The organism is Pseudomonas akapageensis, from assembly GCF_011355085.1.
GTDB lineage: Bacteria > Pseudomonadota > Gammaproteobacteria > Pseudomonadales > Pseudomonadaceae > Aquipseudomonas > Aquipseudomonas akapageensis.
This window is the reverse complement of sequence record NZ_VXCP01000034.1, coordinates 21,477-44,772: the sequence shown is the minus strand read 5'-3', so window position 1 is coordinate 44,772 and position 23,296 is coordinate 21,477. Positions and strand designations below refer to the sequence as shown.

Genomic DNA, 23,296 nt, shown 5'->3' with positions numbered 1-23,296 from the left:
TATCGTTGAACATTTTTTAAAACTCTGCCTCAAGCGGTCAATGCAACCCAGTCCACAGCCTTCGGAGCACTTAGCACAAAGCCGTTGCCCGTGGTCGCCAGGTTCTGGTTGTAGGCCGGGTCCTGCGCGAAGACCTGCCACTTGTCGCGCAAGGCCGCCAGTACCGCCTCGTCGCTCGGCAGCGTGCCAGGGTGCACAATCTGTACCTGAGGCGTCCAGACCACCAGGAAGCCAGCCTCCCCTGCTTTCAGGCACAAGTCGATATCGCCACAGGTTTGCGCAAACAGGTCTTCATCGAGGCCGCCAATGGCCTTGTACAATTCGCGACGAATCATCAGGCAGGCCGACGACACGGCCGAGTAGTTCTGTTCGACCACCAGGCGTTGCAGGTAACCGGTAGCATCCTTGGCCTGACCGGCGAAGGCCGCTCCGACGGTACCGCCCAGGCCCAGCACCAGGCCGGCCTGGGTGACCACGCCTTCGGCGTTGATCAGTTTGGCGCCGACCACACCAACTTCAGGACGCTGGGCCTGGTTGAGCAACGCTTCGATCCAATTGGCGTTGACCACTTGGGCATCAGCCGCGAGGAAGATCAGGTATTCGCCCTGGGCCATTTCGCAGGCTGCATTGCACTGCTGCGCAGGGCTCAGGTGCTCGCTGCTGCGCAATACGCGTACGCGCCCATTCGGCCGCTCCTGGCGCTCCAGCCACTCGAGCATCTGCGGCGTCTGGCTGTTGTTGTCGACAATCAGAATTTCGTAACGCAAGTAGCGGGTGCGCTGCTGGACACTATCCAGGCAGCGCTGCAGATCGGCGAGGTCGTCATTGCTGCGCACAATGATCGAGACCTGTGGGCGCTCAGTGTGACGATAGTCGATGCGGTAGGTTCCTGGCACTGCCGAGCTGACATGGGCCTTGTAGCCACGGCTGGCCAAGTGACGGATCAGGGTCTGACGCTCGTGCTGGTTTTCTTGCAGCGCTGGCGCCTGGCTGATCAGCACCGGCTCGTCCAGATGGGCCAGACCGCTGAGGCCGCCCTGCTCGATCAGACGCAGCAACAGGTCGAATTCGAGTGCGTCGGTAAATTCGCTGGAGTACCCCCCGGCTGCCACCAGCTCTTCCCGACGGACCAGCCAATGCCGCGCCAACATCGACGGCAGGCTTTGCAGTAAGTCGAGGTTGAATGCAGGGCGGAAGACCTCACGCCATGCACCACTGGACTGTTGCTGGATTTCGTCCACTGCCACCGCACGGCATTGAGGTGCGTCCAGCAATTCGAGACTGGCGCGCAACAAACCGGCCGGGGTGAACATGTCGCCCGCTTCGGCCAGCATCAGCCAGTCACAGCTCGACTGCCGGGTGTACTCATTGATTTTTGCAACATAGTCCGATTTGCCGACCTTGATGAAGTGCAAGGTCTGGTCGACGCTGGTCAGCGCCGGTACATCGCCGATGGTGAAGACCACGATGCGAAAGGCCTTGCTGTAGCCGCGGAGCAGGCTGTCGAACGTCGTCTGCAACTTGTTCATGTCATCGTGCAGGTCGAGCAGCAAAATGCCGAATTGCGGCGCACCGCCATGCTGCTCCAGGTGTGCAGAGATGGCTGCCAACTCGACCTCCGTCGGATTGCGTGCTTCCAGCCAGTCAAGCAGACGTCCGCTGTGCATGCTGCCCAGCAGTTCCCGCCCGCCCTGGGTGGACACCGAATCCAGGCGGTGGGCCCAGGCGAACATCGCCTCTGCGTCCTGCTTCTCGCCCGCCTCTTCCAGCGCCTGAGCCAAACGCTTGACCACGGTACGATTGAACGCAGTGGCGTCGAGCGCCTCCCAGAGCCGCCCTTTGACGGTTGCCGGCGTATCGTTGTTTTGCATTTGCAGCAACTGCTCTTGCTTGAGCAGCAGCGGCTCAAGCCGCTCGAGCTGGAGGCGACCGGCGGGCATCGCGTGCAGCAGGAATTCGAACTCGGTCAGGCAGTCGAAGAATGCCTTGTTGTAGAACGGCATTTCCATGTACTGGGTAGGCCCGAACTGGCGAACCGGTCCCTGCAGCGGGTCGGTCCAGCTGGAGCTGAAGAGCGGCTCGAGAGTCAAAGACTTGCGTTGTTGCAGGCACTGGGCCATGGCCGCGAAACTGTCCAGGGCCAGCTGGCGAATCTGCTCGCGCTCCAGCCCAGCGATGGCAGTAGGGATCGTCGAGAGAAAATCAGCGAATTGCTCGCGCTCGGCCACCGATTTGGCGTCGGTGAAACTGAGCACGAACACCACTTCGGTCTTGTGCTCGGATGACCCGTAATTGGCTTCACGCACTGCATACGGAATCGGCAGGATCCGTGCCTTGGCACTCGCCAGGAGGAAGTACACATGACCGATTTCCTGCCATTCGAAGCTGAGCCCATCAGGCATCAGATCAAACCAGTTGCGCAGCAGCGCAGTGCGGGTGACGGCGAAGAACGGTGGAATGAACTGTCCCATGTAGTCAAGCACGCGCTGCTCGGCGCGCTCGTCGGCGTAGTCTTCGCAGACCTTCTTGTCGCGCCGGTAGTAGTTCACCTGGGTGGCTTCAGCCAGATACATCATGCTGTAGCCATGACACATTCCGTAATCGGGGTTGGCTTCAAGAAACTCGACTGACTCGGTCAGGGCGCCGTGCAGGAGAAAGTCATCGTCGGCAGCGAAGGCCATGTAGGGTGTCGTGACCTTGCCGATGCCGTACTTGAGCTTGGCCTGAAAGCCCAGGTACGAGAACTGCGGCAAATGCAGGTATTCCACCCCCGGAAAATCCGCAGCAATTTCATCAGCCGAGCGGGTGGAGGAATCCAGCACAATGATCGAGCACGGATAGCCGCTGTAATACTGCAACGTACGTCGCAAAAACGCCGGCCGATTGTGCGTCATCAACACCAGCGTCAAACGCTCGTGCAGTTGTGCCGTTTTCTCAAACCCGAAATTGCCTTGCATAAATTTCCCCAGAACCAACGAATCGCCCAATGAACTCAATGACTGTGATGTTGCTTAACGAACTCGACGCAGGTAACCGTCCGGCGCCACTGTCACCAGCAGCTTGTTCTGTACCTGGTAGTCGATTTCGAAATCGCGGTTCTCTTCCAGATAGGCCCAGACAGCCGTCTTCGGGTTGTCACCCGGGCCCCAGGGACGATCCGGGAAGAACTCTGGGGGCATGTCTTCAACCACGGTATCCATCACCACGCAGTAGCTGCCAACGGAGACCAGCGGTGCGTACAGGCGTAGTTCTTCAAGAACGTGCTCATGGGTATGGTTGGAGTCCAGGACCAGAATGACTTTCTTGCCGGCCGCCACGGCGCGAACCTGCTCGACAACGGCGGCATCGATGCTCGAGCCTTCGATCATGCTGATGCGCTTGCTCATCGGGTGGCTCTCGATGGCTTCGCGATTGTGCGGGCGAATGTCGCGGTCGATACCCAGTACTTCGCCATGGCCTTGCAGTTCCAGCAGCGAGGCGTAGTAGATGATCGAACCGCCATGGGCAATACCGCATTCGATCACCAGGTCGGGCTTGACCTGCCAGATGATCTCCTGCATCGCCATCATGTCCTGTGGTAGCTGGATGATCGGGCGCCCCATCCAGGAGAAGTGATAGCTGTACTTGTGCCTGGCCGACTCATTGAAAAAGTCGCGGGCCAGGTCCTTGAGTTTTTCGTCCTTGCCTTGCGCGGTAATTTCTTCCTGGCATTGAGCTTCGAACGCTTGATGAATGGCTGACTGGGTCATTTTACGGTCTCGCTGGAAAGTTGTTGGAATGAAGCGCTGTCGACGGCGTGATAGACATAACGTCCGGCTGTCATTCGCTTGATCTCTTCAAGATAATTGGAGTTCATCACAAACAGGTTGGCGCCCTCGGGCAAGGCGGCTTGCGCCTCTTGCGGGGATGAAACGCGCAGGCCGCTCAGCGGCAGGTAGCGCCCCTGCTTGGCCGGGTTGATGTCGACTACCTGATCAACCGCCACACCCGCGCGCTGCAGGAACAGCGAATAGATCACCCCCTTGGACGAGGCCCCCCAAATCGCCGAACCGCGCTGGGGGTCGTCCTGTATGACTTGCACCGCACGCTCCAGGCTGCCGGTGAAACCCGCAGGCAATTGCAGTGGCGGTTCACTCTGTTGGGGACGGGTACACAAGGTGCCGAGATCGGCGACGATGTACAGGTACTGACCGCCAAACAGGTGACCGGCCTCATATACGTTACCGAACAGGCGCCGCAGGTCATCGAGGCGGAAGTAATTGACGTGTTCGTAGAACAGATCGAACCAGGCCCGGTGCTCGAGGATCCAGTCGAAACACGGCACTTCGATATAGATCAGGCCTCCCTGGTTGGCGTCGGCGATTTCAGTCAGGAAACTGACCGGGTCGGCGATGTGCTCCAGGACGTGACGCAGTACGATCGCGTCGGCCGCCAGCCCCAGGCCACGGGTGAAGGGTGCCTTGATCACAGCGGCGTTGTCGCCCTCGTAGGCCGGGTCGATCCCGGTGACGGCGTAGCCGCGACTGCGCAACAGTTCGAGAAAATAGCCCTTGCCGCAACCGACTTCGATGAGGCTGCGCGCTTTGAAATGACGAGCGATGATCGCTTCCACATCATCGAGATGCTGCTGGAACTGCCCGGAATGAGCCTGTTCATTCTGGTAGTCGCTGTCATAACTGAGCTTGTCGGCATCGAACGCCTGGTTGAAGATCAGCCCGCTCACCGCATCCTGTACCAACACCATGTCGGCGCAGGCCGAGGCCCTGGCCGAAGCCGGGTCGGCAAAGGTGCGATTCTGCAACACCGGCAGATCGGCAACCCGATACAACTCATGCTTCATCTTCAGCTCCCAATAGTGCAAGCAACCGCCCGGTATCACCCCAGAACGCCATGGGTTCGTGGACCGAATAGGCGTAGTGCCCCAGATTCAGACGGATCGACGAGCCGCGATTCGCGCAGTGTTGCTCGACCAGCGCTCGAACCGATATCGGCTGCCCACTGCAGCAATTGACCACGCCGCTGAAATCACGACGCTGCAACAGACTGGTCAGGTAGCCGGCAGCTGTTTCCACAGCGAGGAAATCTCGCAACTGATCGCCGGCCGACATGTTGAACTGTTCCAGCCCGGAGTCGATGGCATGATCGAGCGCCGCCAACAGGCTGTTGGGGTTCTGCCCCTCACCATGCAGATAGAACAGCCGTACCCATTGCAGGGTGAACGGGTGCTGCTGCCGGAATGCTTCCAGGAATAAATGCAGGCTGTGCTTGGCCAGGCCATAGGGATTGCCTGGCATGGCCTGGTTTTGCTCACTCAAGGGACCGTTCTGCAGGCCATATTCGAAGCAGGTGCCCGTCACCTGGACTTGCTTCACGCCGGCCTCAACCGCACGCTTGATGAAGCCATAGTCGGCCATCAAGTTATGTTCGAAGTGAAACAGCCCCTGATAGTTGGGTAGCCCCGGCCAGGCAAGATGAACCAATGCATCGATGCCTTCGACCAGAGGTGCCAGATCCAGGTCGGCGGCGTGGATGTCTGCGGCAACGAATTCCACTGCGTCGAACCAGGGCAGGCTGCGTGCCAGCTCCATGCGCCGGGCCACTGCACGGACCTTGCACCCGCGAGCCAGTAAAGCACTGATCAGATGCCGGCCGATGAAGCCGGTGGCACCCGTGACCAGCACGTGCAAGCCGCTCACAGTATCTTCAACTCAGGCACGGCGATCACGAAGCGCCCGCCCCACTGGTGGACCTGTGCCTGCTGCTCACTGACTTCCTGCAGCAGGTTCCATGGCAGTACCAGTACGTAGTCCGGGCGCTCGATGGCCAGGCGATCGGGTGCCACCACCGGTATGCGGCTGCCCGGGAGGAACTTGCCCTGTTTGTGCGGGCTGGCATCGGCCACCCAGGCCAGAAGGTCAGGCTTGACCCCCGCGTAGTTGAGCAAGGTATTGCCCTTGGCGGCAGCGCCGTAGCCGACCACGCGCTTGCCCTCGGCCTTGGCTTGCAGCAAAAAGCGCAGCAATTGATGCTTGATACGCTCGGCAGCCGGTGCCAGTGTCGAGTAGAACCCGGACGTGCCAACCCCGGCATCACGCTCGGTATCGAGCATGCGTTGCACTGCCGCGGTCGTCGGCTGCCGGCCATCGGCACGCTGGACGAAAACGCGCAAGGAGCCGCCGTGGGTCGGCAGCTCGCTGACGTCGAAAATGACCAGGCCATTGGTTTCGCACAACCGCTGTACGGCAGTCAGCGACAGGTAGGAATAGTGCTCGTGGTACAGGGTGTCGAATTGCTGTTCGGCCATCAGTGACAACAGGTGCGGGAACTCGAACGTCGCCACGCCCGACGGCTTGAGCAACGTGGCAAAACCACCGAGAAAGTCGTTGATGTCCGGCACATGTGCCAACACGTTGTTGGCCGCCATCAGATCGGCTGCCCAACCCTCGTCACGCAGCTGGCGGGCACTGTCCTGACCGAAAAACACTTCACGGATTTCCAGGCCTTTTTCCCGGGCCGCCTGTGCGGTGCTGCGGGTCGGCTCGACACCCAGGCACGCAATTCCGCGCTCGGCGACGTACTGCAGCAAGTAGCCGTCGTTGGCCGCGATCTCCACCACCCGGCTCTGCTCATCGAGCCCGAAGCGCTCGACCATTTCGGCGACATAGCGACGGGCATGGGCCAGCCAGGAACTGGAGTAGGAACTGAAATAGGCATAGTCGGCGTCGAACAGGCTGTCGGCGCGCGTGTAATCTTCGGTCTGGACCAGCCAGCACTGCTGGCACACCATCACCCGCAGCGGGATCCATTGCTCGGCCTGCTCCAGTTGATCGGCACGCAGATAGGCATTGGATGGCGGCGCGGTGCCCAGGTCAATCAGCGGCAAACTCAGGCAGGTACCACAGCCTCGGCAGTTCATGGACGCACTCCAGCAAAATGTTGATCCAGCCAGGGATGGGCGGCATCCCGGACCGACAGATTTTTGACAGGCAGCGGCCAGTCGATGGCCAGCCGAGGGTCATGGACCGACAGACCGCCCTCCTTGCCTGGCGCATAGTCGGCACTGTGCAGGTACAGCAATTCGGCTTCATCACCGAGTACCTGGAAGCCGTGGGCAAAGCCGGCGGGTATCAACAGGCTGCGGCCGTCGCCGGCGCGCAGGTGTTCGGCATGCCAATGAAGGAAGGTCGGCGAATCGACACGCAGATCGACCGCGACGTCCCAGACTTCGCCACGCAAGCACGTGATCAGCTTCGCTTCGGGCATATCGCCCTGCTGGTAATGCAGCCCCCGCACACTCCCCTGCCCTCGCGTACGGGAATGGTTGATCTGGCGCACATGAAAAGTCGCACCCAACGCCCCCAGGCCGCCTTCGCAGAACAACCGCGAGAATTGCCCGCGAGGATCTTCGTGGCGCTTGTGGTGCAAGCTGAAAAGGCCGCTCAACGGCAGCTCGTGCAGGTGAAGTTCGCTCACGACAGCTCCGCGTAGAGACTCAATTGATCCAGCGTCACGGCGCGCATGTCGTCGCCGCTTTTCCAGGACACATGCCAATCCAGGGTGTGCTGCAAGCACTCTTGCAGGCTCCAGCGTGTGCGCCAGCCCAGCAGTTGCCGCGCACGGCTACTGTCCAGACGCAACAGACCTGCTTCGTGCAAGTCACTGGCTTCGACGCGTAGCCCTGCAGCATCCGGCCAACGTTTGGCCAGCAGCGAGACCACTTCGCCGACACTGCACATATCGGCCTCACCGGGACCAAAATTCCACGCTCCCGCAAATTTCGTTCCGTGTTCGAACAGGCTGGCCGCCAGTTGCAGATAACCGGCCAACGGCTCCAGTGCGTGCTGCCAGGGGCGTACAGCCTGTGGATAACGCAGGGTGACCGGCTCGCGCCTGGACCAGGCCTTGAGCACATCGGGAATCAAGCGCTCTGCTGCAAAATCGCCACCACCCAGGACATTTCCCGCCCGTGCCGTGGCCAGGGCCAGACCATGCTCGCTGTAGCGCTCCCGGGCAAAAAACGAAGCCGCATAGGACTGTGCCAGCAGCTCGCAACACGCCTTGCTGCTGCTGTAAGGATCGTGACCTCCCAGGGCTTCGTTTTCGCGGTAGGGCCATGCCCATTCCTGGTTGGCATAAACCTTGTCGGTGGTGACCAGCACACAAGCGCGCACGCCGCCGACCTGGCGAATGGCTTCGAGCAGATTGAGGGTACCGATCACGTTGCTCGAGTAAGTTCCCAGCGGATCGCGATACCCTTCACGCACCAGCGGCTGCGCAGCCAGGTGCAGGACAATCTCCGGCTGCACCTCGGCCACCAACTCGAGCAAGGCACCGAGGTCACGCAGATCGCCACGCACATCATTGATACCACTGCCGACCCGGGCCAGTTCGAACAGGCTCGGCTCGGTGCCTGGATCGAGAGCGAAACCCGTAACTTCGGCGCCCAGCTCCTGCAGCCACAGCGTCAGCCAACTGCCCTTGAAACCGGTATGGCCCGTCAGCAGGACGCGCTTGCCACGCCAGAACGAAGGACTCAGCCCCATTGCTTCCATGGGGCCTCCCCGCTTTGCCAGAGGTGTTCCAGGTGGTTCTTGTCACGCAGGGTGTCCATCGGGTGCCAGAAGCCATCGTGCTGGAAGGCGACCAGCTGCTCTTCGCGCGCCAGCTGTGCCAGCGGCTCCGATTCCCAGGAGGTGTGGTCGTCGTTGATGTAAGGCAGGACCTTGGGCGACAGCACGAAAAAGCCGCCATTGATCCAGCCACCATCGCCCCGTGGCTTCTCGACGAAACCGCGGACCAGATCGCCGTCGCGCTCCAGTGCGCCGTAGCGTCCAGGCGGTTGCACGGCCGTCACAGTGGCGAGCTTGCCGTGCCCCAGGTGGTAGTCAACCAACGCGCCGATGTTAAGGTCAGAAACGCCGTCGCCGTAGGTGAAACAGAAGGCTCTTTCATCTTCCAGATAGCGGCCGGCCCGACGCAGGCGCCCGCCCGTCATGGTTTCGTCGCCGGTATCGATCAGGGTGACGCGCCACGGCTCGCTGTAGTTCTGGTGGACGTCCATGCGGTTGTTGCGCATGTCGAAGGTGACGTCGGAAGTATGCAGGAAGTAGTTGGCGAAGAAGTCCTTGATCGCGTAGCCCTTGTAGCCCAGGCAAATCACGAAGTCATGAATCCCGTGGGCCGAGTACTGCTTCATGATGTGCCAGAGAATTGGCTTGCCGCCGATTTCAATCATCGGTTTAGGCTTGAGATGCGACTCTTCACTGATGCGCGTGCCCAGGCCACCCGCCAGAATAACTGCCTTCATCATTTCCCCTTTTGTTCTTCACCGAGCCTGGCGCAGCTTTCTTCACGCTGTGCCAGCCATACTGCCCTTTGCGTGCAGTGGCGCCATCGACCATTCGGGCACTGCCTGGAATGAACGATTTATGGCGATATCGGGAGGTCTTGCAGGAAACGCGCCAGCTCGGATTGCCCGAGTTGGCGGAAGCGGTCGGTACTGACTCAGGTCAATCCGGCATCCAGCCGTTGTACCAGTGCTGGACGTTATCGGCGCGCAGTACATAGTCGCGCAACACTTCCTCGCGCAAGTGATCGCCCATGCTGTAGCTGGCATCAGGATCGGCCAGGTGCATGCGGATCGCATCCAGCCACTCCTCGGTCGTGTTGGTCTTGATCCGGGTACACGGCAGATAGCCACGGTAGGCCTGGGTATCGGTGACGATCACCGGATAGCCGCAGGCGCCGTACTCGAGCAAGCGCAGATTGCTCTTGCAGTCGTTGAAAATGTGGTACTCCAGTGGAGCCAGTGCCAGGTCCAGATTGAGACTGGCCAACTTCGCCGGGTAAACCTCCAGCGCCACCGGAGGATGGAACTCATGGACGTACGGACGCAGTTCCGGCGGGCACATGCCGAAGAAGACCCACTCGACATCCTTGGCCAAAGCCTTGACCACTTCGGCGATGACTTCCAGGTCGCCGGTATGGCTGGTGCCACCGCCCCAACCCACGCGCGGCTTGCTCGAAGCACGACGCTGGCTGCGCAAACCGGTCCACAATTGCTGGGCCAGCATGTTCGGCACCACACGAATGTCATGATGGGAGTCGGACAGGGCGTCGGCCAACGGCTGGGTCGAGACCACCAGGCGGTCGCAACGGGCAATACCGCGGCGCAGCGAGCCTTCGAGGTCGCGAGGGGTGTGCTTGAGGTGACCGTTCTTCTTCGGCACCTTGATCACATAATCATCGAGCTCGTAGATGCAGAATCCTTTCGAATAGGTCTTCAGCCGCTCGATTTCCTTGACGAAACCCTCGGTATAACGGCCTTGCAGGATCACCACGTCAGGCGAGCAGCGCTCAAGCTCAATACTGGTCGGAATTTCGAAATACTGCTGCTCGGTAACCCAACCTGCCGCTTCCAGTTCATGCAATGGCTGCAATACCCGGTAATGCCCAACCGCCGATTTGTTCATCGGCAGCGCCAGCACATGGGGCAACGATCGCCCCACGAACGGCGTCCAGCCAGCGCGCAACCCTGGCTCCAGGCAGTAACTGGATGCACTGAGGCTGAGGTTGAGGTTGTAGGCAGGGTCGCGCGCAATGATCGGCATCCACTTGCGCTGGATTGACTCGTGCTGTTCGGCCAATCGCTGTTGGCGCAGTGCTTCCTGGTCTGGGTCCGGCAGAACGCCGGGCGGGCTGTCCAGGACCAATTGCGCTTCCGGCGTCCAGACCACGAGATAACCGGCATCGCGAACCCGCAAACTCAGGTCGACCTCGCTGAACGCCACAGTGAACGTGGCCTCATCCAGCCCACCGACGGCATCGAAAATCTGTTTACGCACCAGCAGGCAATCAGCACCGACTGCCGACAGGTCCTGGGGCACTTGCAGGCGCTGCATGTAGCCGCCCGCCTGCATGGCCTCGCCCATGAACGGCGAGCCGATCACGCCCCGCAAGCCGAGTACGCCACCGGCATGCAGCACCAGGCCGTCGGCATTGCACAGCTTGGCACCGACAACGCCGACTTCGGCGCGCTGACCATGGTTGAGCAAGGCGTCGAGCCAGTCGCCGCGAGTAACCACAGCGTGCGGGTTGAGCATCAACAGATAATCGCCTCGTGCCTCGCGCGCCGCCAGGTTCTGCAGGGCTGCAAAATTCAGCTCCTGCTCACAGCTCAACACACGCAAGGTATCGCTGCCCAACTGCTGCATCGCCGTCAGCCACTGCCGGGTTTGAGCCTCGACACTGGCATTATCGACGATCAGCACTTCGTAATGTTTGTAGGCAGTGTTGGCAAACAGCGTTTCCAGGCAGCGCTCCAGCGCAGGCAATTGATCGCGCACACCGATCACGATGGACACCAACGGCCGTTGCGAATGCTGGTATTGGATATGGTTGATCGCACTGGCGCCAGCGTCGCGCAAGCTGTAATCCACGCCCATACGCTGCAAGTGCGCTTCCAGCAGGCGCGCACTCTCCCCGACCACCGCCGGTGACGAGAGCCAGGCGGCATAGCTGAAAGAGGATTCGAGCAACACTTCAGGCACATGTTCGATAGCCTGCGGGCCGAGGTTTTCCATCAGGCGCCAGAGCAGGTCCTGCGGTCCCAGTTCGGTGTAGTCAAGGTTGAAACCACCTTGCTGCAGAACGTGTTCGCGCGCGAAGGCCAAGGCCCGGCCGGTGTACGGGTAGGCCCGCAGCAGATCGAGGTTGAAGTCCGGCTTGAACACCGGCTCCACCGAAACGCCATCGAGCAGCCCACCCTCGTCGCCGTAGCAGCAGGCAATGTGCGGGCGAGCGACGATGCGCTCAGCCAGCAACATCAGAGTGAAATCGTTGAGCCGGTCGCCGGCTCGCAGCAGGTAGAACCAGTCGACGCCTTCCAGTTGCGGCAGCAGACCGTTGAGCTGCTGCGCCCAATCAGCCTGCAACGGCAGCGTAATGACCTTGCCGTCGATACTGTTCGGCAAATCGCAGGCGCTGAGTACCAACACCGCCTCGGCGGGGTAGCATTGGCCGGCAATGCTGTCCAGGGTCAAGCGCAACGCCCTGGCATCGCCTTCGCTATCGATGACCACCGGCAGCATTTTTGGCCGTATTGGCCAGTGCTCGCTCAGGCGCATGAGCTTGCGCAACACAACAGGATCCTGGCGGCACGCCAGCCACTGCGCGTACAGCTCGGAAAAACTGTCGCTGTCACTGCCGACCTTGGACTCGTGAATGGCCTGCAGCCCGCGCAAAACGTGGATAAGAAACAGGTTTTCCCATTCCTGCCGGGTATCGCCGGCCACTGGGAGGCGGATTCGCACCCAGCCTGAGAACGGTTCGCGCTCGCCCGCGCGCGCGGCAATCATCTGCCGCAACCACTCAGCCTCGCTGGCAACGCTGGCGAGCAGTGCAGGTGTGCGCTTGAGCTGATCAGGATGAATCCGCTCCACGCTCTGCAACTGCGCAGTCACGGCCAGGTGGCCACGGCTCAGCAGGCAGATGAACAGGGCAAAATCGAGCAAGGCGGCGAAGCCCTGCCCCGCCAGTACCGGCAACAGTTCGCGTACATCGCAACTGCGCATCAGGACGTTGCTCAAGCCACCGATGAAATTGAGCTGGCGGGTCTCGAAGAAGTCCAGCAGGTCGTCACCATGGAACAGCGTATCGCCGTAAGTCACCGAACAGCTTTCCAGGCGCTGGGGCAGAATGTGTTCATCGGCGTCGGTCAGGAAGCGCTTGGCTCCCACCAGGCTGACGTCCGCGTGCGCCTCGAACAATTGCACCTGACGAGCAATGCAATCGGCCAGTAGACGATCATCGTCACAGAGGAACTTGAGGTACTGGCCCTCGGCCTCTTCCATGCCACGAAGCAGATTACCGGCAAACCCCAGCGCTCGAGGGTTGTGCAAATAACGCAAGGGGAAGCGCGAAAGCGGCTCCAGCGACTCGACTATGCCCTTGATCTCATCGCCGCGACTATCGTCGCAGACAATGACTTCTAGGTTGTCATAGCTCTGGCTTAGCGCGCTGACCAGCGCTGCACGGAAGAAGCGTGGATTGAAGGCAGGAATGACAAGACTGACTAAAGGTGCTGGATTCACGACACAAACTCTTGACCGGCGACTGCTGCACAGAGAAGCAGAGCAACCATGACCGCGAAAAAGGGCAGCCTGCCTGCAACGCTATTTGGCGCCACAGGCAGGAGATTGAAGCTTAAAGGCGGTTGAACAGATTCAGCTGACTGATCTTGCTGAACGCCAGTTGCGCAGCCTGCAACATGGTCGTCTGCAGGTTCAGGCGAATCAGCACCTCGGCCGGATCCGAGTCACGGATCGAGGACTGGGTGGTGGTGTTGGCAATACTCAGGCTCTCGTTGGTTTCAGCCTGGATATCCAATGTTTTGCCCCGGGCACCGACCGAGGTGATCGAGGTGGACACCTGATTCATGCCGCTGCCCAGGTTGGCAATGGCCGAGTCCAGGTTCGCGCGTAATTGCTGACTGGCCGCTTCGGAACCGTCGACCGGCGCTTCAAGCGCCTTGCGCAATTGGCTGACCGTATCGAGGATATTCTGGGTCTGATGGGTGTTGACCTTCACCACATACTGGTCACCGTTGGCCGGTGCCCCCGTGAAGTTGAAATCGACACCGGCAACCGAAGCGGTAGAACCGGCCAGGGTTCCGGTGCCCACCGGCTTGCTGTCGGCGGTCAACGGTTGGGCGTACAGCTCGTAATTGGTGGCACTGGTGAACTTGAGGATCGCACCGCCGTTGGGGAAGGTGCTGTTGTATTGCGCCTGGTTGCCGATGCTGGTGCCGCTGATCTGAGCGGTCGACGGGTTGCCCGGACTGCGCGTACCGGAAATGGTATCGGCCTTGGCCGACAGCTGGAAGCTGTGGCCGGCAATCACTGCGTCAGGATTGGTGTCGCCCGGTTGCAGGTTGATGTTCAGGCGCAGGTCGACCCCGCGAAAGCTCACCATCGAACCACCGACGTTCGCCGGATCGAATGTCCCGGCGTTGGTCGCGTCGGCGGTAACGTCGTTGTTCGCCGCATCGGTGATCTTGAACTGGGTGCTGCTCAGGAAGGTAACGGTGTACGGCTCGCCACTACGGAAGCGGTCGTTGTAGGACACGCTCCCCGACACCTGACCATTGGACAGGGCCACGCGACCGTCATCGACCGCCGGCGCGGTCAGGGTAGTCTGGCTGCGACTGGTATTGAGCGCCTGCTCGAAGACACTCCAGCCACTTTCGCTGCTGGCCATCGACATCATGTCGCCGACTTGCAGATCCAGGGTGGACTGGTCACCCTGATAGCTGTAACTGCCATCGGCATTGCGCACGAACGGCGCGGTATCAGTCCTGGAGCCGGCAAACAGGTATTGACCGTTCTCGTCACGACTGTTCATCAGGCTATACAACTGTTCTTCAAGCTTGCCCAACTCAGTGGCGTTGGCCTTGCGCTCGTCATCGGTGTAACCGGCGTTGCCGGCACCGAGGGCCAATTCGTTTGCACGCTGCAACACATTATTGATGGAGTTGAGCACCGACTCTGACTGGCCGAGGCTATTTCTGATGCTGGTGATGTTGGTGTCATACTGCTTCAGCATCGAACTTTGCCGGTCCAACTGAAGCAGGCGTGCAGCGCCTACCGGATCGTCGGCGGCAGTATTGATGCGGACCTGACTGGAGGCCTCGTCGTTGGTCTTGATCAGCTTGGCATAGTTACGCTGGTAGTTGGCCGCGCTGGACTCGTAAAACTGGGAAGTGGAAATACGCACTGGCTACGGCTCCTTAAAGGCTGCTGATCAGCGTGTTGAAAATATCCTGAGCCGCCTTGATGATCTGCGACGACGCGGTGTAGTACTGCTGATACTTGATGAGGTTACCGGTCTCTTCGTCCAGATCGACACCGGACACCGATTCACGAGCGCTCTTGGCCTGGGTCAGGATTGCACCAGTCGCCGCGCTGTCCATCTGGCCTTGCTTGGCCTTGCCACCGACATTCTCCACCAGCTTGCCATAGGCATCAGTGAGGCTTACGCCCTTGTTGGTCGACGAGATATCGACGGTTGCCTTGGTCTGCAGCTCGAGAGTGGACAGCGCGTTGCGGTTGTCCGCCGAACCTGCGCCGGTCAACGAAATGGTGTAGCTGTCGTTGGTCTTCGGAACGCCACCGACAGTCATTTCAAAACTGTAAGTCTGCTGCACGGCACCGTTCATGATCGGGTTGCCGCTGGCATCGACCATCGGTACGTTGAGACTCAGGGTGTTGCTCTGGCCAGGCAGGATATTGCCGGTACCGAGGCTGTTGCCCTTTGCATCGAACAGTTCGTAGCCCTGCGGGCTGAGCGTGTCGTCACCGAACACCAGTTTCACCGGCGTCGAGTACTTCAGGCCGGTCTGCAATTGCAGCTGCGCGGTCGGGTTGTAGATATCCAGCTTCGACGTCAGCACCGGCTGGGTAATGGTGCCGGTACCGGCATTGCCGGAGCCACTGACTGCCGTCAACGGGCCTGCCAGGGCGATCTTCTTCGGATCGGTCAGTACCGTGCGGATATCGGCGGCGGCCGAACGCGTCGGGGTAATTTTGAAACTGTCGCCGGCGCTCAGTGCGCCGCCATTGAGCTTGAGACTGAAACCGTCGATGACCGGCGGTGGCGTAGTGCTCAGATCGTAGCTGCCCATGTTGGTGCCATCGGGCAGACGCTTGACGCTGTAGCCAGTCGCACTGGTAAAGGTCACCTGGTAATCATTGGTGGTCAGTTTGCTGGTGTCGGAGATGCTCACATCGAGATTGCCTGAGCCGGCACTGTTGCCGGCCTTGGCAATGCTGCGCTGGGAGACCAGGGCGGCACTATTGATGTCACCGAACAGAGAGGACCCGAACTCCCCATTCTTGTCGATCCCTTGAGCCAGCTGACTGTTGATGCGGTCAGCCAACACCAGCGCCACTCGTCCCAGCTCATTGCTGGCCGAGTCAAGCACTTCATTGCGGTAGCGCAGCAAGCCGCCGATCGAACCACCGGTGACGGTCGAGGTCACGTCCATGGTCGTCTGGCCACGATTCAACTGAATAGTGGCGTGGCTTGGGTCGGTCGCGCCCGGCGCCACGCTCAAGGTGTTGAACGTATTGCCCATGACCAGCGGCTGACCGTTGCTGAGGTAGACATCGAAGTTGCCGTCACGCTCGACCACTTGGGAGCCGATCAATTCGGAAAGCTGGCGCACCGCTTCGTTGCGCGCATCGAGCAGGTCGTTGGGGCTGCCATTGACAGCGCTGACCCTGCTGATCTGATCGTTGAACTGGGCAATGGACGCCGTCAACTTGTTCACCTGACTGGCCATCGACGCCAGGTTGCCATTGAGGTTGCTGTTCTGTTCGCTCAATTGGCTGGCTATCGAATTGAAGCGTTTGCTCAACGTTTCTGCGCTGCTGAGCAACAACTGCCGAGAGGCATCTTCGGTCGGCTTGGCCGACGCGCCCTGCAGTGCGGTGAAGAAACCCTGCAGCGCGCCGGTGATGCCGGTGCTGGTGTCGGAGAGCAACTTGTCGAGCGGCGCGACCTGATCGAGAAAGGCCGTGGTGTCGGCATCCAACGACGTACTGGTGCGCAGCTGATTGTCGAGGAAAACGTTATAGACCCTGCGCACGTCCGCAAGGGTGGTGCCTGTGCCTACGAATACCTGCCCGTTCTGCAGCGACCCTTTGGTGCTCTGGACGGTTTGCTGGCGCGAATAGCCGGAGACATCAGCGTTGGCAATGTTGTTGCCAATGGTGTGCAGGGCCGACTGGTTCGCACCCAAACCCGACATCCCGATGTTGATCAAACTCGCCATGGTTCAAACCTTATAAATTCGTGGAAGTGCCTGCCGCCGCAAAGCTCTGGTAGGACTTCATTTGCTTGGCTATCTGCGAAATCTTGCTGGCATAGTCCGGGTCGGTCGCGTACCCGGCTTTTTGCAACTCGCGTACAAACTGTTCCGGTTTATCGGCCGACTTGAGCACTTCTTGATAGCGATCGTTGCTCTGCAGCAGGGTCACCAGGTCATGGAAGCTGTCCTGATAAGAGTCGTAGGAGCGGAAGTCGGCGGTCTCGCGGACCATCTGCCCATCGCGGAATTCGCTGGTGATTGCCCGTGCCTGGCCACCCTGCCAATTGCCGGTGGCCTTGATGCCGAACAGGTTATGACTGCTGCTGCCGTCGTCCTGGCGCATGACCGACTTGCCCCAACCGGTTTCCAGCGCGGCCTGAGCCACCAACACGGTCGGATCGACACCAATGCGCGCGGCCGCCTCCTTGGCCATTGGCAGCATCGTGGCGACGAATTCGTCGGGCGAGCCGAAGGCTTTCTTGCCGGGGGCCAATGGCGGCTGGGCGATGCTGCGCCCCAGAATGCGCATCGAGGAGGTCGGCGCCGCAAAGGTTCGCGCCGGCTCCCAATTGCCCTTGACCACATCGCTGCGGCTGACGCCGGCAGTGTCGAGGTGCTTGTTCGCGGTGGCCGCGGCATCGCCGGACGCCGAGGGCACGATGCCCGCCAGCAGGCGATCGGTGAGCTTGCTCGGCAGGGACAGGCGTCGCTGATTGAGCAATGCCATGTCGTTGCGGGCGGTCTGCACACCGTCCCTGGCCTTGCTGTCAGCTGCGCTACTGCGGGTGGCCCAGAGCGGACGCTGGGCCGGCTCCACGTGGGTGAGCTTGTCACTGGTGGGCGCTGCCGTGTGCGCCTTGTTCTTGGACAGCTGACGCATGAGCACGTCCTGCAGGCCGATACCGCCGCCCTCTTTCGAGAGGCTGACCGACAGTTGCTGGTCGTACATCTGCTGATACTGCTTGGTGGTTTCGGTGTTGAGCGGGTTGTCCTTGGCAAGCACGTCATTGGCCGAACGCATCGACTTGAGCATCTCGCCCAGGAACAGCGACTCGAACTCCTGGGCCACCTTGCGCAGGTTGGCGTCACTGTCGCGATCGCCGACCTTCAACGAACTCAGTCGATTGAGGTCGGTGTAGGCGCCGCTGTCGGCACCCCGGGAAACTCCCCCCTTTGGCATGTCCACAGCGCTACCTCAAATCACGATCAGGTCGGCTTGCAAGGCGCCGGCCTGTTTCAGGGCTTCAAGAATCGCCATCAGGTCGCTCGGTGCCGCACCGACCTGGTTGACCGCCCGCACGATTTCGTCGAGGGTCGTGCCGGGGCCAAACTTGAACATCGGCTTGGCTTCCTGCTCGGCATTGACCTTGGAACGCGGTACCACGGCCGTCTGGCCATTGGAGAACGCGCCCGGCTGGCTGACGATCGGGTCTTCGGTGATGGTCACGGTCAGGCTGCCATGGGTCACCGCTGCCGGCGACACCTTGACGTTCTGGCCAATGACGATGGTCCCGGTGCGCGAATTGATGATGACCTTGGCCACGGCCTGGCCCGGATCGATTTCCAGGTTTTCCAGCAGCGACAGGTAATCGACCCGCTGGCTTGGGTCCAGTGGCGCGGTCACACGGACGGAACCGCCGTCGATGGCCTGGGCCACGCCTGGTCCGAGCAGGTTATTGACCTTGTCGACGATGCGCTTGGCGGTGGTGAAGTCCGGACGGTTGAGGTTCAGCGTCAGACTGTTGCCCTGGTTGAAACCACTGGGCACGGCACGCTCGACCGAGGCACCACCGGGAATACGCCCGGCCGACGGCACGTTGACCGTGATCTTGGAGCCATCGCGACCTTCGGCATCGAAGCCACCGACCACCAGGTTGCCCTGGGCAATGGCGTAGACGTTGCCGTCGATACCCTTGAGCTGAGTCATCAGCAGGCTGCCGCCGCGCAGGCTCTTGGAGTTACCGATGGACGACACCGTCACATCGATCACCTGCCCCGGCTTGGCGAATGCCGGCAGGTCTGCATGGATCGATACGGCGGCCACGTTCTTCAATTGCACGTTGCCGGACCCCGGCGGCACCTTGATGCCGAACTGCGAGAGCATGTTGTTGAAGGTCTGCAGGGTGAACGGGGTCTGGGTGGTCTGGTCACCCGTGCCGTTGAGCCCCACCACCAGGCCATAGCCGATCAACTGGTTGCTGCGCACGCCGGAAATACTGGCAATGTCCTTGAGCCGCTCGGCCTGGGCCGAAAAGGCTGCAGACAACAGCAATGCCGCAGCCAGCAGGTGCTTGAAATTGAGCATGGTCATCGGCACCTAGAAAGGCCAGAGCGGGCTGAGGAAGAAGCGGTCCAACCAGCCAGGCTGGCTTGCATCGGCGAAGGCGCCGGTGCCGGAATAGGTAATGCGCGCATCGGCGACCCGGGTCGACGGTACGGTGTTGTCGGTGCTGATGTCATCGGCGCGAATCAGGCCGGCAATACGCACCAGCTCGTCACCGGTATTGAGGGTCATCCACTTTTCGCCACGTACGGAGAGAATGCCGTTGGGCAACACATCGGCCACCGTCACCGTGACCGAACCGGTCAAGGTATTGCCCTGGGCCGCCTTGCTGTCACCCTTGGTCGCGCGGTTGCCGTTGTAGGCGGCACTCAGGCTCAGGTCGCCATCGCCGAACGGATTGTTGGTGGTGGCGCTGGAGCCGAACAGTGACGTCAGGCCGATCTCGGCCTTGCTGTCCTTGGCCAGTTGCGAGTTGGCATTCTTGCTCGCCTGGGTCCGCTCATTGAGGGTGATGGTAATGATGTCACCGACCCGGAAGGCCTTGCGGTCGCCATACAGGTTCTGCTCGAAACCGGCCTGATAGATCGAACCGTTGCTGGCCGATGCCGGCAGCGGCGTGCGCGGCAACACCGGAGCATAGTAAGGGTCGTTCGGCTTGGGCGGCGGGCTGACACAGCCTGCCAGCAACACGACCCCACCCAGGGCAAGAAGAGAAAGCAACCGACTCATGACACTGACCTCACGGTGTAGCTGGCGCCGTTTCGAGCGCCCTGGATGGCTTCAATTACAGATTCTGCGTGACGAACCCGAGCATTTGATCGGCAGTGGAGATCACTTTGGAGTTCATCTCGTAGGCGCGCTGAGTGGTGATCATGTTGACCAGCTCCTCGACCGTGCTGACGTTGGAGTTCTCCAGGGTGTTCTGCAGCGTGGTACCGAAACCATTGAGCCCCGGGGTGCCGACTTGCGGCGCGCCGCTGGCGGCGGTTTCCAGGAACAGGTTGCCGCCGATCGCCTGCAGGCCGGCCGGGTTGATGAAGTCGGCGGTTTGCAGGTTGCCGATCACTTGCGACGCCGCGTTACCGGCGGTGGTGATCGATACCGTACCGTCCTGGCCCACAGTGAAGGTCTGGGCATCAGCCGGGACCACGATGGCCGGTTCCAGGGCGAAGCCGTTGGCGGTGACGATCTGGCCATCGGAGTTCAGGTGGAACGTGCCGTCACGGGTATAGGAAACCGTGCCATCGGGCTGCAGGATCTGGAAGAACCCACGGCCATTGATGGCCATGTCCAGCGGCTGCTCTGTGGTCTGCAGGCTGCCGGCGCTGAAGTTTTTCTGCGTACCGACGATGCGCACACCGGTACCCAGTTGCAAGCCTGAAGGCAGTTCGCTGTCCTGGGTCGATTGCGCACCTGGCTGACGACGGATCTGATAGAGCAAATCCTGGAACTCGGCCCGATCGCGCTTGAAACCTGTGGTGGAAACGTTGGCCAGGTTGTTGGAGATGGTGGTGAGGTTCATGTCCTGAGCGGACAGGCCAGTCTTGCTGACCCAAAGAGCCGGAAGCATTCTGTTCTCCTCGCGCGCCTGTTTTACGGCGCCACGTCATGTTTGATTAGCTGTTTTGCAAAACCCGAGCCATGGCTTCATCGCCTTCTTTGGCCGTGTTCATCATCTTGATGTGCAGCTCGAACTGACGCGACAGCGCCAACACCGACGTCATCTCCTCCACCGCATTGACGTTGCTGGCCTCGATGAAACCCGATACCACCTGAACGCTGGCATCGGCTGCAGCCGGCTTGCCGTCCTTGGTGTGAATCAGGCCATCGAGCCCCTTGGTCATTTGCTTGAGGTCCGGTTTGACCAGCTTGATGCGGTCCACTTCGGCCATGACCCGCGGGCCTTCGCCCATCGCCCGGATGCTGATGGTGCCGTCCTGGCCGACTTCGATTTTCTGCTCAGGCGGAACCGCGATTGGACCGGCATTGCCCATCACCGGCATGCCGTTGCCGGCCCGCAGAACCCCCAGGGCATCCACGTTCATGCTGGCGGTGCGCACATAGGCTTCGCTGCCATCGGGTGCCTGCACGGCAATCCAGCCTTCGCCGCCGACCGCCACGTCGAGATCCCGACCGGTTTCCTGCATGGCGCCCGGGGTGAAATCCGTCGCTGGCCGTTCGGACATGGCATACGCACGCGCCGGAAAGCTGTCACCGAACACCGGCATCGAACGAGCCTGTTCCAGGTCACGCTGAAAACCGCTGGTGGAGATGTTCGCCAGGTTGTTGGCATGAGCCTTTTGCGCCAGCGCGTTCTGGCTGGCTCCGGTCATTGCCACGTAAAGCATCTTGTCCACGATAATCCTCCGATGACAGACAGTTGCCGCCCGCCGCTAATCCGGGCATGTGCCAAGCAAGTTTCAAACCAACTCGAATAAAGCATCGGAAAGCCCAGCAAACCAAAGGCTACCGAGCGACATGCAGAGGAAATTTCGAGGACGACGCGACGAAAAAACGGCGCAGTTTTGCCGCCAGCGGCAAGCAGCCCTGCTCAGGAACGGCAACCGCCATTGCCATAGGGACCCGCGATTTTCAGCCAGCCCTCGCCGGGCCAGGTTTGCGTGCAAATGAACCGACCCGTGGCGCGACTCTGCCACTTGTACCAGGCAGCCGGTGCCGCGGATGCGAACAATGGCATCGCCACCAGCATCGCGATCAGAACACGCTTGCCCCACCTGCAACAGGACATGGATTTCACCTCCGACAAAAAACACAAACCCCTCATGGAGGGGTTTGTGCGACATCAATACAAACCAAAAGCAAAAATCATCAGGTCATCTGAATGATGGTCTGCATGATGGTGCTCTGGGTCGAGATGGTCTTGGCGTTAGCCTGGTAGTTGCTTTGCGCCTTGATCAGATCCACCAGCTCGGACGTCAGGTTGACGTTGGACTCTTCCAGCGAGTTGGACACGACCGCACCCAGGGTCCCGGTGGTTGGCGCATCGATGCCCGGGATACCCGACGCATAGGTTTCCTTCCACTTGCTGCCACCAACCGGCTGCAAGCCCTGTTCATTGGCGAAACTGGCAATCGCTACCTGGCCGATAGCTTTCGATTGCTGGTTGCTGAAGCTTGCGAACATCACGCCGGTGGAATCAATGCTCAGGCTGGTGATCATGCCCGTGGCGTAACCGTCCTGGCTTTGCGAGTTGCGCGACGTGGTTGCGTTGTAAGAGGTGGTAGCCTTCATATCGATGGAAATGCCGGCGGCATTGGCAGCCGAACCGTTAGAACCCCAGGTCGGTGGTGTCGTGGTGGCATTGGTGACAGTTGCCGGCACCCACCCTGCCAAATTGAACACGTTGTTGGTGACCGTCAAGCCCGCTCCCGCCGTCATGGTGTTGACGCTACCGTCGGAATTGAAGGTGATATCGGCGCTCAGCGGAACCGGAGGCTCCTGGGCGGGGTTGGTTGGATTGCGACCATCAATGTAGGTGTACATTTTCCAGGCATTGGTACCCGTCTTCACGTAGTACTGATCCATGACGTGCTCGTTGCCCTGGCTGTCGTAGATCTTGGTCGCGAAGGTTTTGTTGTAGCTGGAGGTATCAGTCGGACTGAACGTCGCCGCTGTCGGCACACCATCGGAAGAATTCAGGTTGATACCCTGATCAACCAACGAAGTCGACTTCGGCTCCAGTGCAGAAGTATCGATCTTCAGGTCGGTCAGCACACCATTGATGATCTTGCCATTGGCATCGACGCCATAACCCTGCAGGCGATTGCCGTCGTTGTCGATGATGTAGTTGTCCTTGTCGGTCTTGAAGGCACCGGCACGGGAATAGTTCAACGAACCGTTATCGCTGAGCACGAAGAAACCCTGACCCTGGATACCCATGTCCAACACGTTGCCGGTATTGTTGATATCGCCCTGGCCAAACTGCTGGGCAACGTCGGCCAGACGCACGCCATTGCCAACGGTCTTGCTGCCCGAGCCCAGGCGAGTGGCCGAATACACGTCGGCGAACTCTGCGCGGGACGACTTGAAGCCGGTGGTGGCGACGTTGGCAATATTGTTGCCGGTCACGTCCAGTTGTTTATTGGCCGCATAGAGACCGCTAAGGCCGATATTGAATGACATCT

General features: G+C 60.4%; 18 protein-coding genes. All 18 read right to left on the bottom strand.

Annotation, left to right across the window (positions count from 1 at the left end):
• Window positions 1-29 precede the first annotated feature (29 nt).
• Window positions 30-2,957 (bottom strand): glycosyltransferase family 2 protein, encoded by a 2,928-nt coding sequence (locus tag F2S13_RS20220; RefSeq protein ID WP_166364058.1) that lies wholly within the window; start codon window positions 2,955-2,957, stop codon window positions 30-32.
• Between the two features lie 54 nt (window positions 2,958-3,011).
• Window positions 3,012-3,749: a cephalosporin hydroxylase family protein gene (locus tag F2S13_RS20215; protein WP_166364056.1), complete on the bottom strand. Its 738-nt coding sequence runs from the start codon at window positions 3,747-3,749 to the stop codon at window positions 3,012-3,014.
• Window positions 3,746-4,840, bottom strand: coding sequence for a class I SAM-dependent methyltransferase (locus tag F2S13_RS20210; protein WP_166364054.1), 1,095 nt, complete (start codon window positions 4,838-4,840; stop codon window positions 3,746-3,748). Before F2S13_RS20210 ends, F2S13_RS20215 begins: the two co-directional genes overlap by 4 nt.
• Window positions 4,830-5,687: an NAD-dependent epimerase/dehydratase family protein gene (locus F2S13_RS20205; RefSeq protein ID WP_166364248.1), complete on the bottom strand. Its 858-nt coding sequence runs from the start codon at window positions 5,685-5,687 to the stop codon at window positions 4,830-4,832. The genes F2S13_RS20210 and F2S13_RS20205 overlap by 11 nt, the downstream gene beginning before the upstream one ends.
• Window positions 5,688-5,692: 5 nt before the next feature.
• The gene (locus F2S13_RS20200; RefSeq protein ID WP_166364052.1) at window positions 5,693-6,916 is read right to left on the bottom strand and encodes a class I SAM-dependent methyltransferase; all 1,224 of its coding nucleotides are present in this window, start codon (window positions 6,914-6,916) and stop codon (window positions 5,693-5,695) included.
• Window positions 6,913-7,473, bottom strand: a complete 561-nt coding sequence (locus tag F2S13_RS20195) for a dTDP-4-dehydrorhamnose 3,5-epimerase family protein (RefSeq protein WP_166364050.1) — start codon at window positions 7,471-7,473, stop codon at window positions 6,913-6,915. Before F2S13_RS20195 ends, F2S13_RS20200 begins: the two co-directional genes overlap by 4 nt.
• A complete protein-coding gene (gene rfbG, locus F2S13_RS20190) occupies window positions 7,470-8,552 on the bottom strand; it encodes a CDP-glucose 4,6-dehydratase (protein WP_166364048.1) in 1,083 nt (360 codons plus the stop codon). The genes F2S13_RS20195 and rfbG overlap by 4 nt, the downstream gene beginning before the upstream one ends.
• Complete coding sequence (gene rfbF / locus F2S13_RS20185; RefSeq protein ID WP_166364046.1) at window positions 8,534-9,307, bottom strand: glucose-1-phosphate cytidylyltransferase; 774 nt, start codon at window positions 9,305-9,307, stop codon at window positions 8,534-8,536. The genes rfbG and rfbF overlap by 19 nt, the downstream gene beginning before the upstream one ends.
• Window positions 9,308-9,509: 202 nt before the next feature.
• Complete coding sequence (locus F2S13_RS20180; protein ID WP_166364044.1) at window positions 9,510-13,091, bottom strand: glycosyltransferase; 3,582 nt, start codon at window positions 13,089-13,091, stop codon at window positions 9,510-9,512.
• Between the two features lie 112 nt (window positions 13,092-13,203).
• A complete protein-coding gene (locus F2S13_RS20175; RefSeq protein WP_166364042.1) occupies window positions 13,204-14,772 on the bottom strand; it encodes a flagellar hook-associated protein 3 in 1,569 nt (522 codons plus the stop codon).
• A 13-nt stretch (window positions 14,773-14,785) separates the two neighbouring features.
• The gene (gene flgK / locus F2S13_RS20170) at window positions 14,786-16,831 is read right to left on the bottom strand and encodes a flagellar hook-associated protein FlgK (protein WP_166364040.1); all 2,046 of its coding nucleotides are present in this window, start codon (window positions 16,829-16,831) and stop codon (window positions 14,786-14,788) included.
• Between the two features lie 10 nt (window positions 16,832-16,841).
• Window positions 16,842-18,053: a flagellar assembly peptidoglycan hydrolase FlgJ gene (gene flgJ / locus F2S13_RS20165; RefSeq protein WP_166364038.1), complete on the bottom strand. Its 1,212-nt coding sequence runs from the start codon at window positions 18,051-18,053 to the stop codon at window positions 16,842-16,844.
• A gap of 9 nt (window positions 18,054-18,062) precedes the next feature.
• Window positions 18,063-19,172: a flagellar basal body P-ring protein FlgI gene (locus F2S13_RS20160; RefSeq protein ID WP_166364036.1), complete on the bottom strand. Its 1,110-nt coding sequence runs from the start codon at window positions 19,170-19,172 to the stop codon at window positions 18,063-18,065.
• Window positions 19,173-19,184: 12 nt separating this feature from the next.
• Window positions 19,185-19,880, bottom strand: a complete 696-nt coding sequence (gene flgH / locus F2S13_RS20155; protein WP_166364034.1) for a flagellar basal body L-ring protein FlgH — start codon at window positions 19,878-19,880, stop codon at window positions 19,185-19,187.
• Between the two features lie 55 nt (window positions 19,881-19,935).
• The gene (gene flgG / locus F2S13_RS20150) at window positions 19,936-20,721 is read right to left on the bottom strand and encodes a flagellar basal-body rod protein FlgG (protein WP_166364032.1); all 786 of its coding nucleotides are present in this window, start codon (window positions 20,719-20,721) and stop codon (window positions 19,936-19,938) included.
• A 46-nt stretch (window positions 20,722-20,767) separates the two neighbouring features.
• Window positions 20,768-21,508 (bottom strand): flagellar basal body rod protein FlgF, encoded by a 741-nt coding sequence (locus F2S13_RS20145; protein ID WP_166364030.1) that lies wholly within the window; start codon window positions 21,506-21,508, stop codon window positions 20,768-20,770.
• 194 nt (window positions 21,509-21,702) lie between these two features.
• Entirely contained in the window at window positions 21,703-21,900 is a 198-nt protein-coding gene (locus F2S13_RS20140) for a hypothetical protein (protein WP_166364028.1), read from the bottom strand.
• An 80-nt stretch (window positions 21,901-21,980) separates the two neighbouring features.
• Window positions 21,981-23,294, bottom strand: coding sequence for a flagellar hook protein FlgE (gene flgE / locus F2S13_RS20135; protein WP_166364026.1), 1,314 nt, complete (start codon window positions 23,292-23,294; stop codon window positions 21,981-21,983).
• Window positions 23,295-23,296: the final 2 nt, after the last annotated feature.

Excerpts from the sequence above, each read along its gene's own strand:
- F2S13_RS20220 (WP_166364058.1), bottom strand. The coding sequence starts at position 2,957 with ATGCAAGGCAATTTCGGGTTTGAGAAAACGGCACAACTGCACGAGCGT.
- F2S13_RS20215 (WP_166364056.1), bottom strand. The coding sequence starts at position 3,749 with ATGACCCAGTCAGCCATTCATCAAGCGTTCGAAGCTCAATGCCAGGAA.
- F2S13_RS20210 (WP_166364054.1), bottom strand. The coding sequence starts at position 4,840 with ATGAAGCATGAGTTGTATCGGGTTGCCGATCTGCCGGTGTTGCAGAAT.
- F2S13_RS20200 (WP_166364052.1), bottom strand. The coding sequence starts at position 6,916 with ATGAACTGCCGAGGCTGTGGTACCTGCCTGAGTTTGCCGCTGATTGAC.
- rfbG (WP_166364048.1), bottom strand. The coding sequence starts at position 8,552 with ATGGAAGCAATGGGGCTGAGTCCTTCGTTCTGGCGTGGCAAGCGCGTC.
- rfbF (WP_166364046.1), bottom strand. The coding sequence starts at position 9,307 with ATGAAGGCAGTTATTCTGGCGGGTGGCCTGGGCACGCGCATCAGTGAA.
- flgK (WP_166364040.1), bottom strand. The coding sequence starts at position 16,831 with ATGGCGAGTTTGATCAACATCGGGATGTCGGGTTTGGGTGCGAACCAG.
- F2S13_RS20160 (WP_166364036.1), bottom strand. The coding sequence starts at position 19,172 with ATGCTCAATTTCAAGCACCTGCTGGCTGCGGCATTGCTGTTGTCTGCA.
- flgH (WP_166364034.1), bottom strand. The coding sequence starts at position 19,880 with ATGAGTCGGTTGCTTTCTCTTCTTGCCCTGGGTGGGGTCGTGTTGCTG.
- flgG (WP_166364032.1), bottom strand. The coding sequence starts at position 20,721 with ATGCTTCCGGCTCTTTGGGTCAGCAAGACTGGCCTGTCCGCTCAGGAC.
- F2S13_RS20140 (WP_166364028.1), bottom strand. The coding sequence starts at position 21,900 with ATGTCCTGTTGCAGGTGGGGCAAGCGTGTTCTGATCGCGATGCTGGTG.
- flgE (WP_166364026.1), bottom strand. The coding sequence starts at position 23,294 with ATGTCATTCAATATCGGCCTTAGCGGTCTCTATGCGGCCAATAAACAA.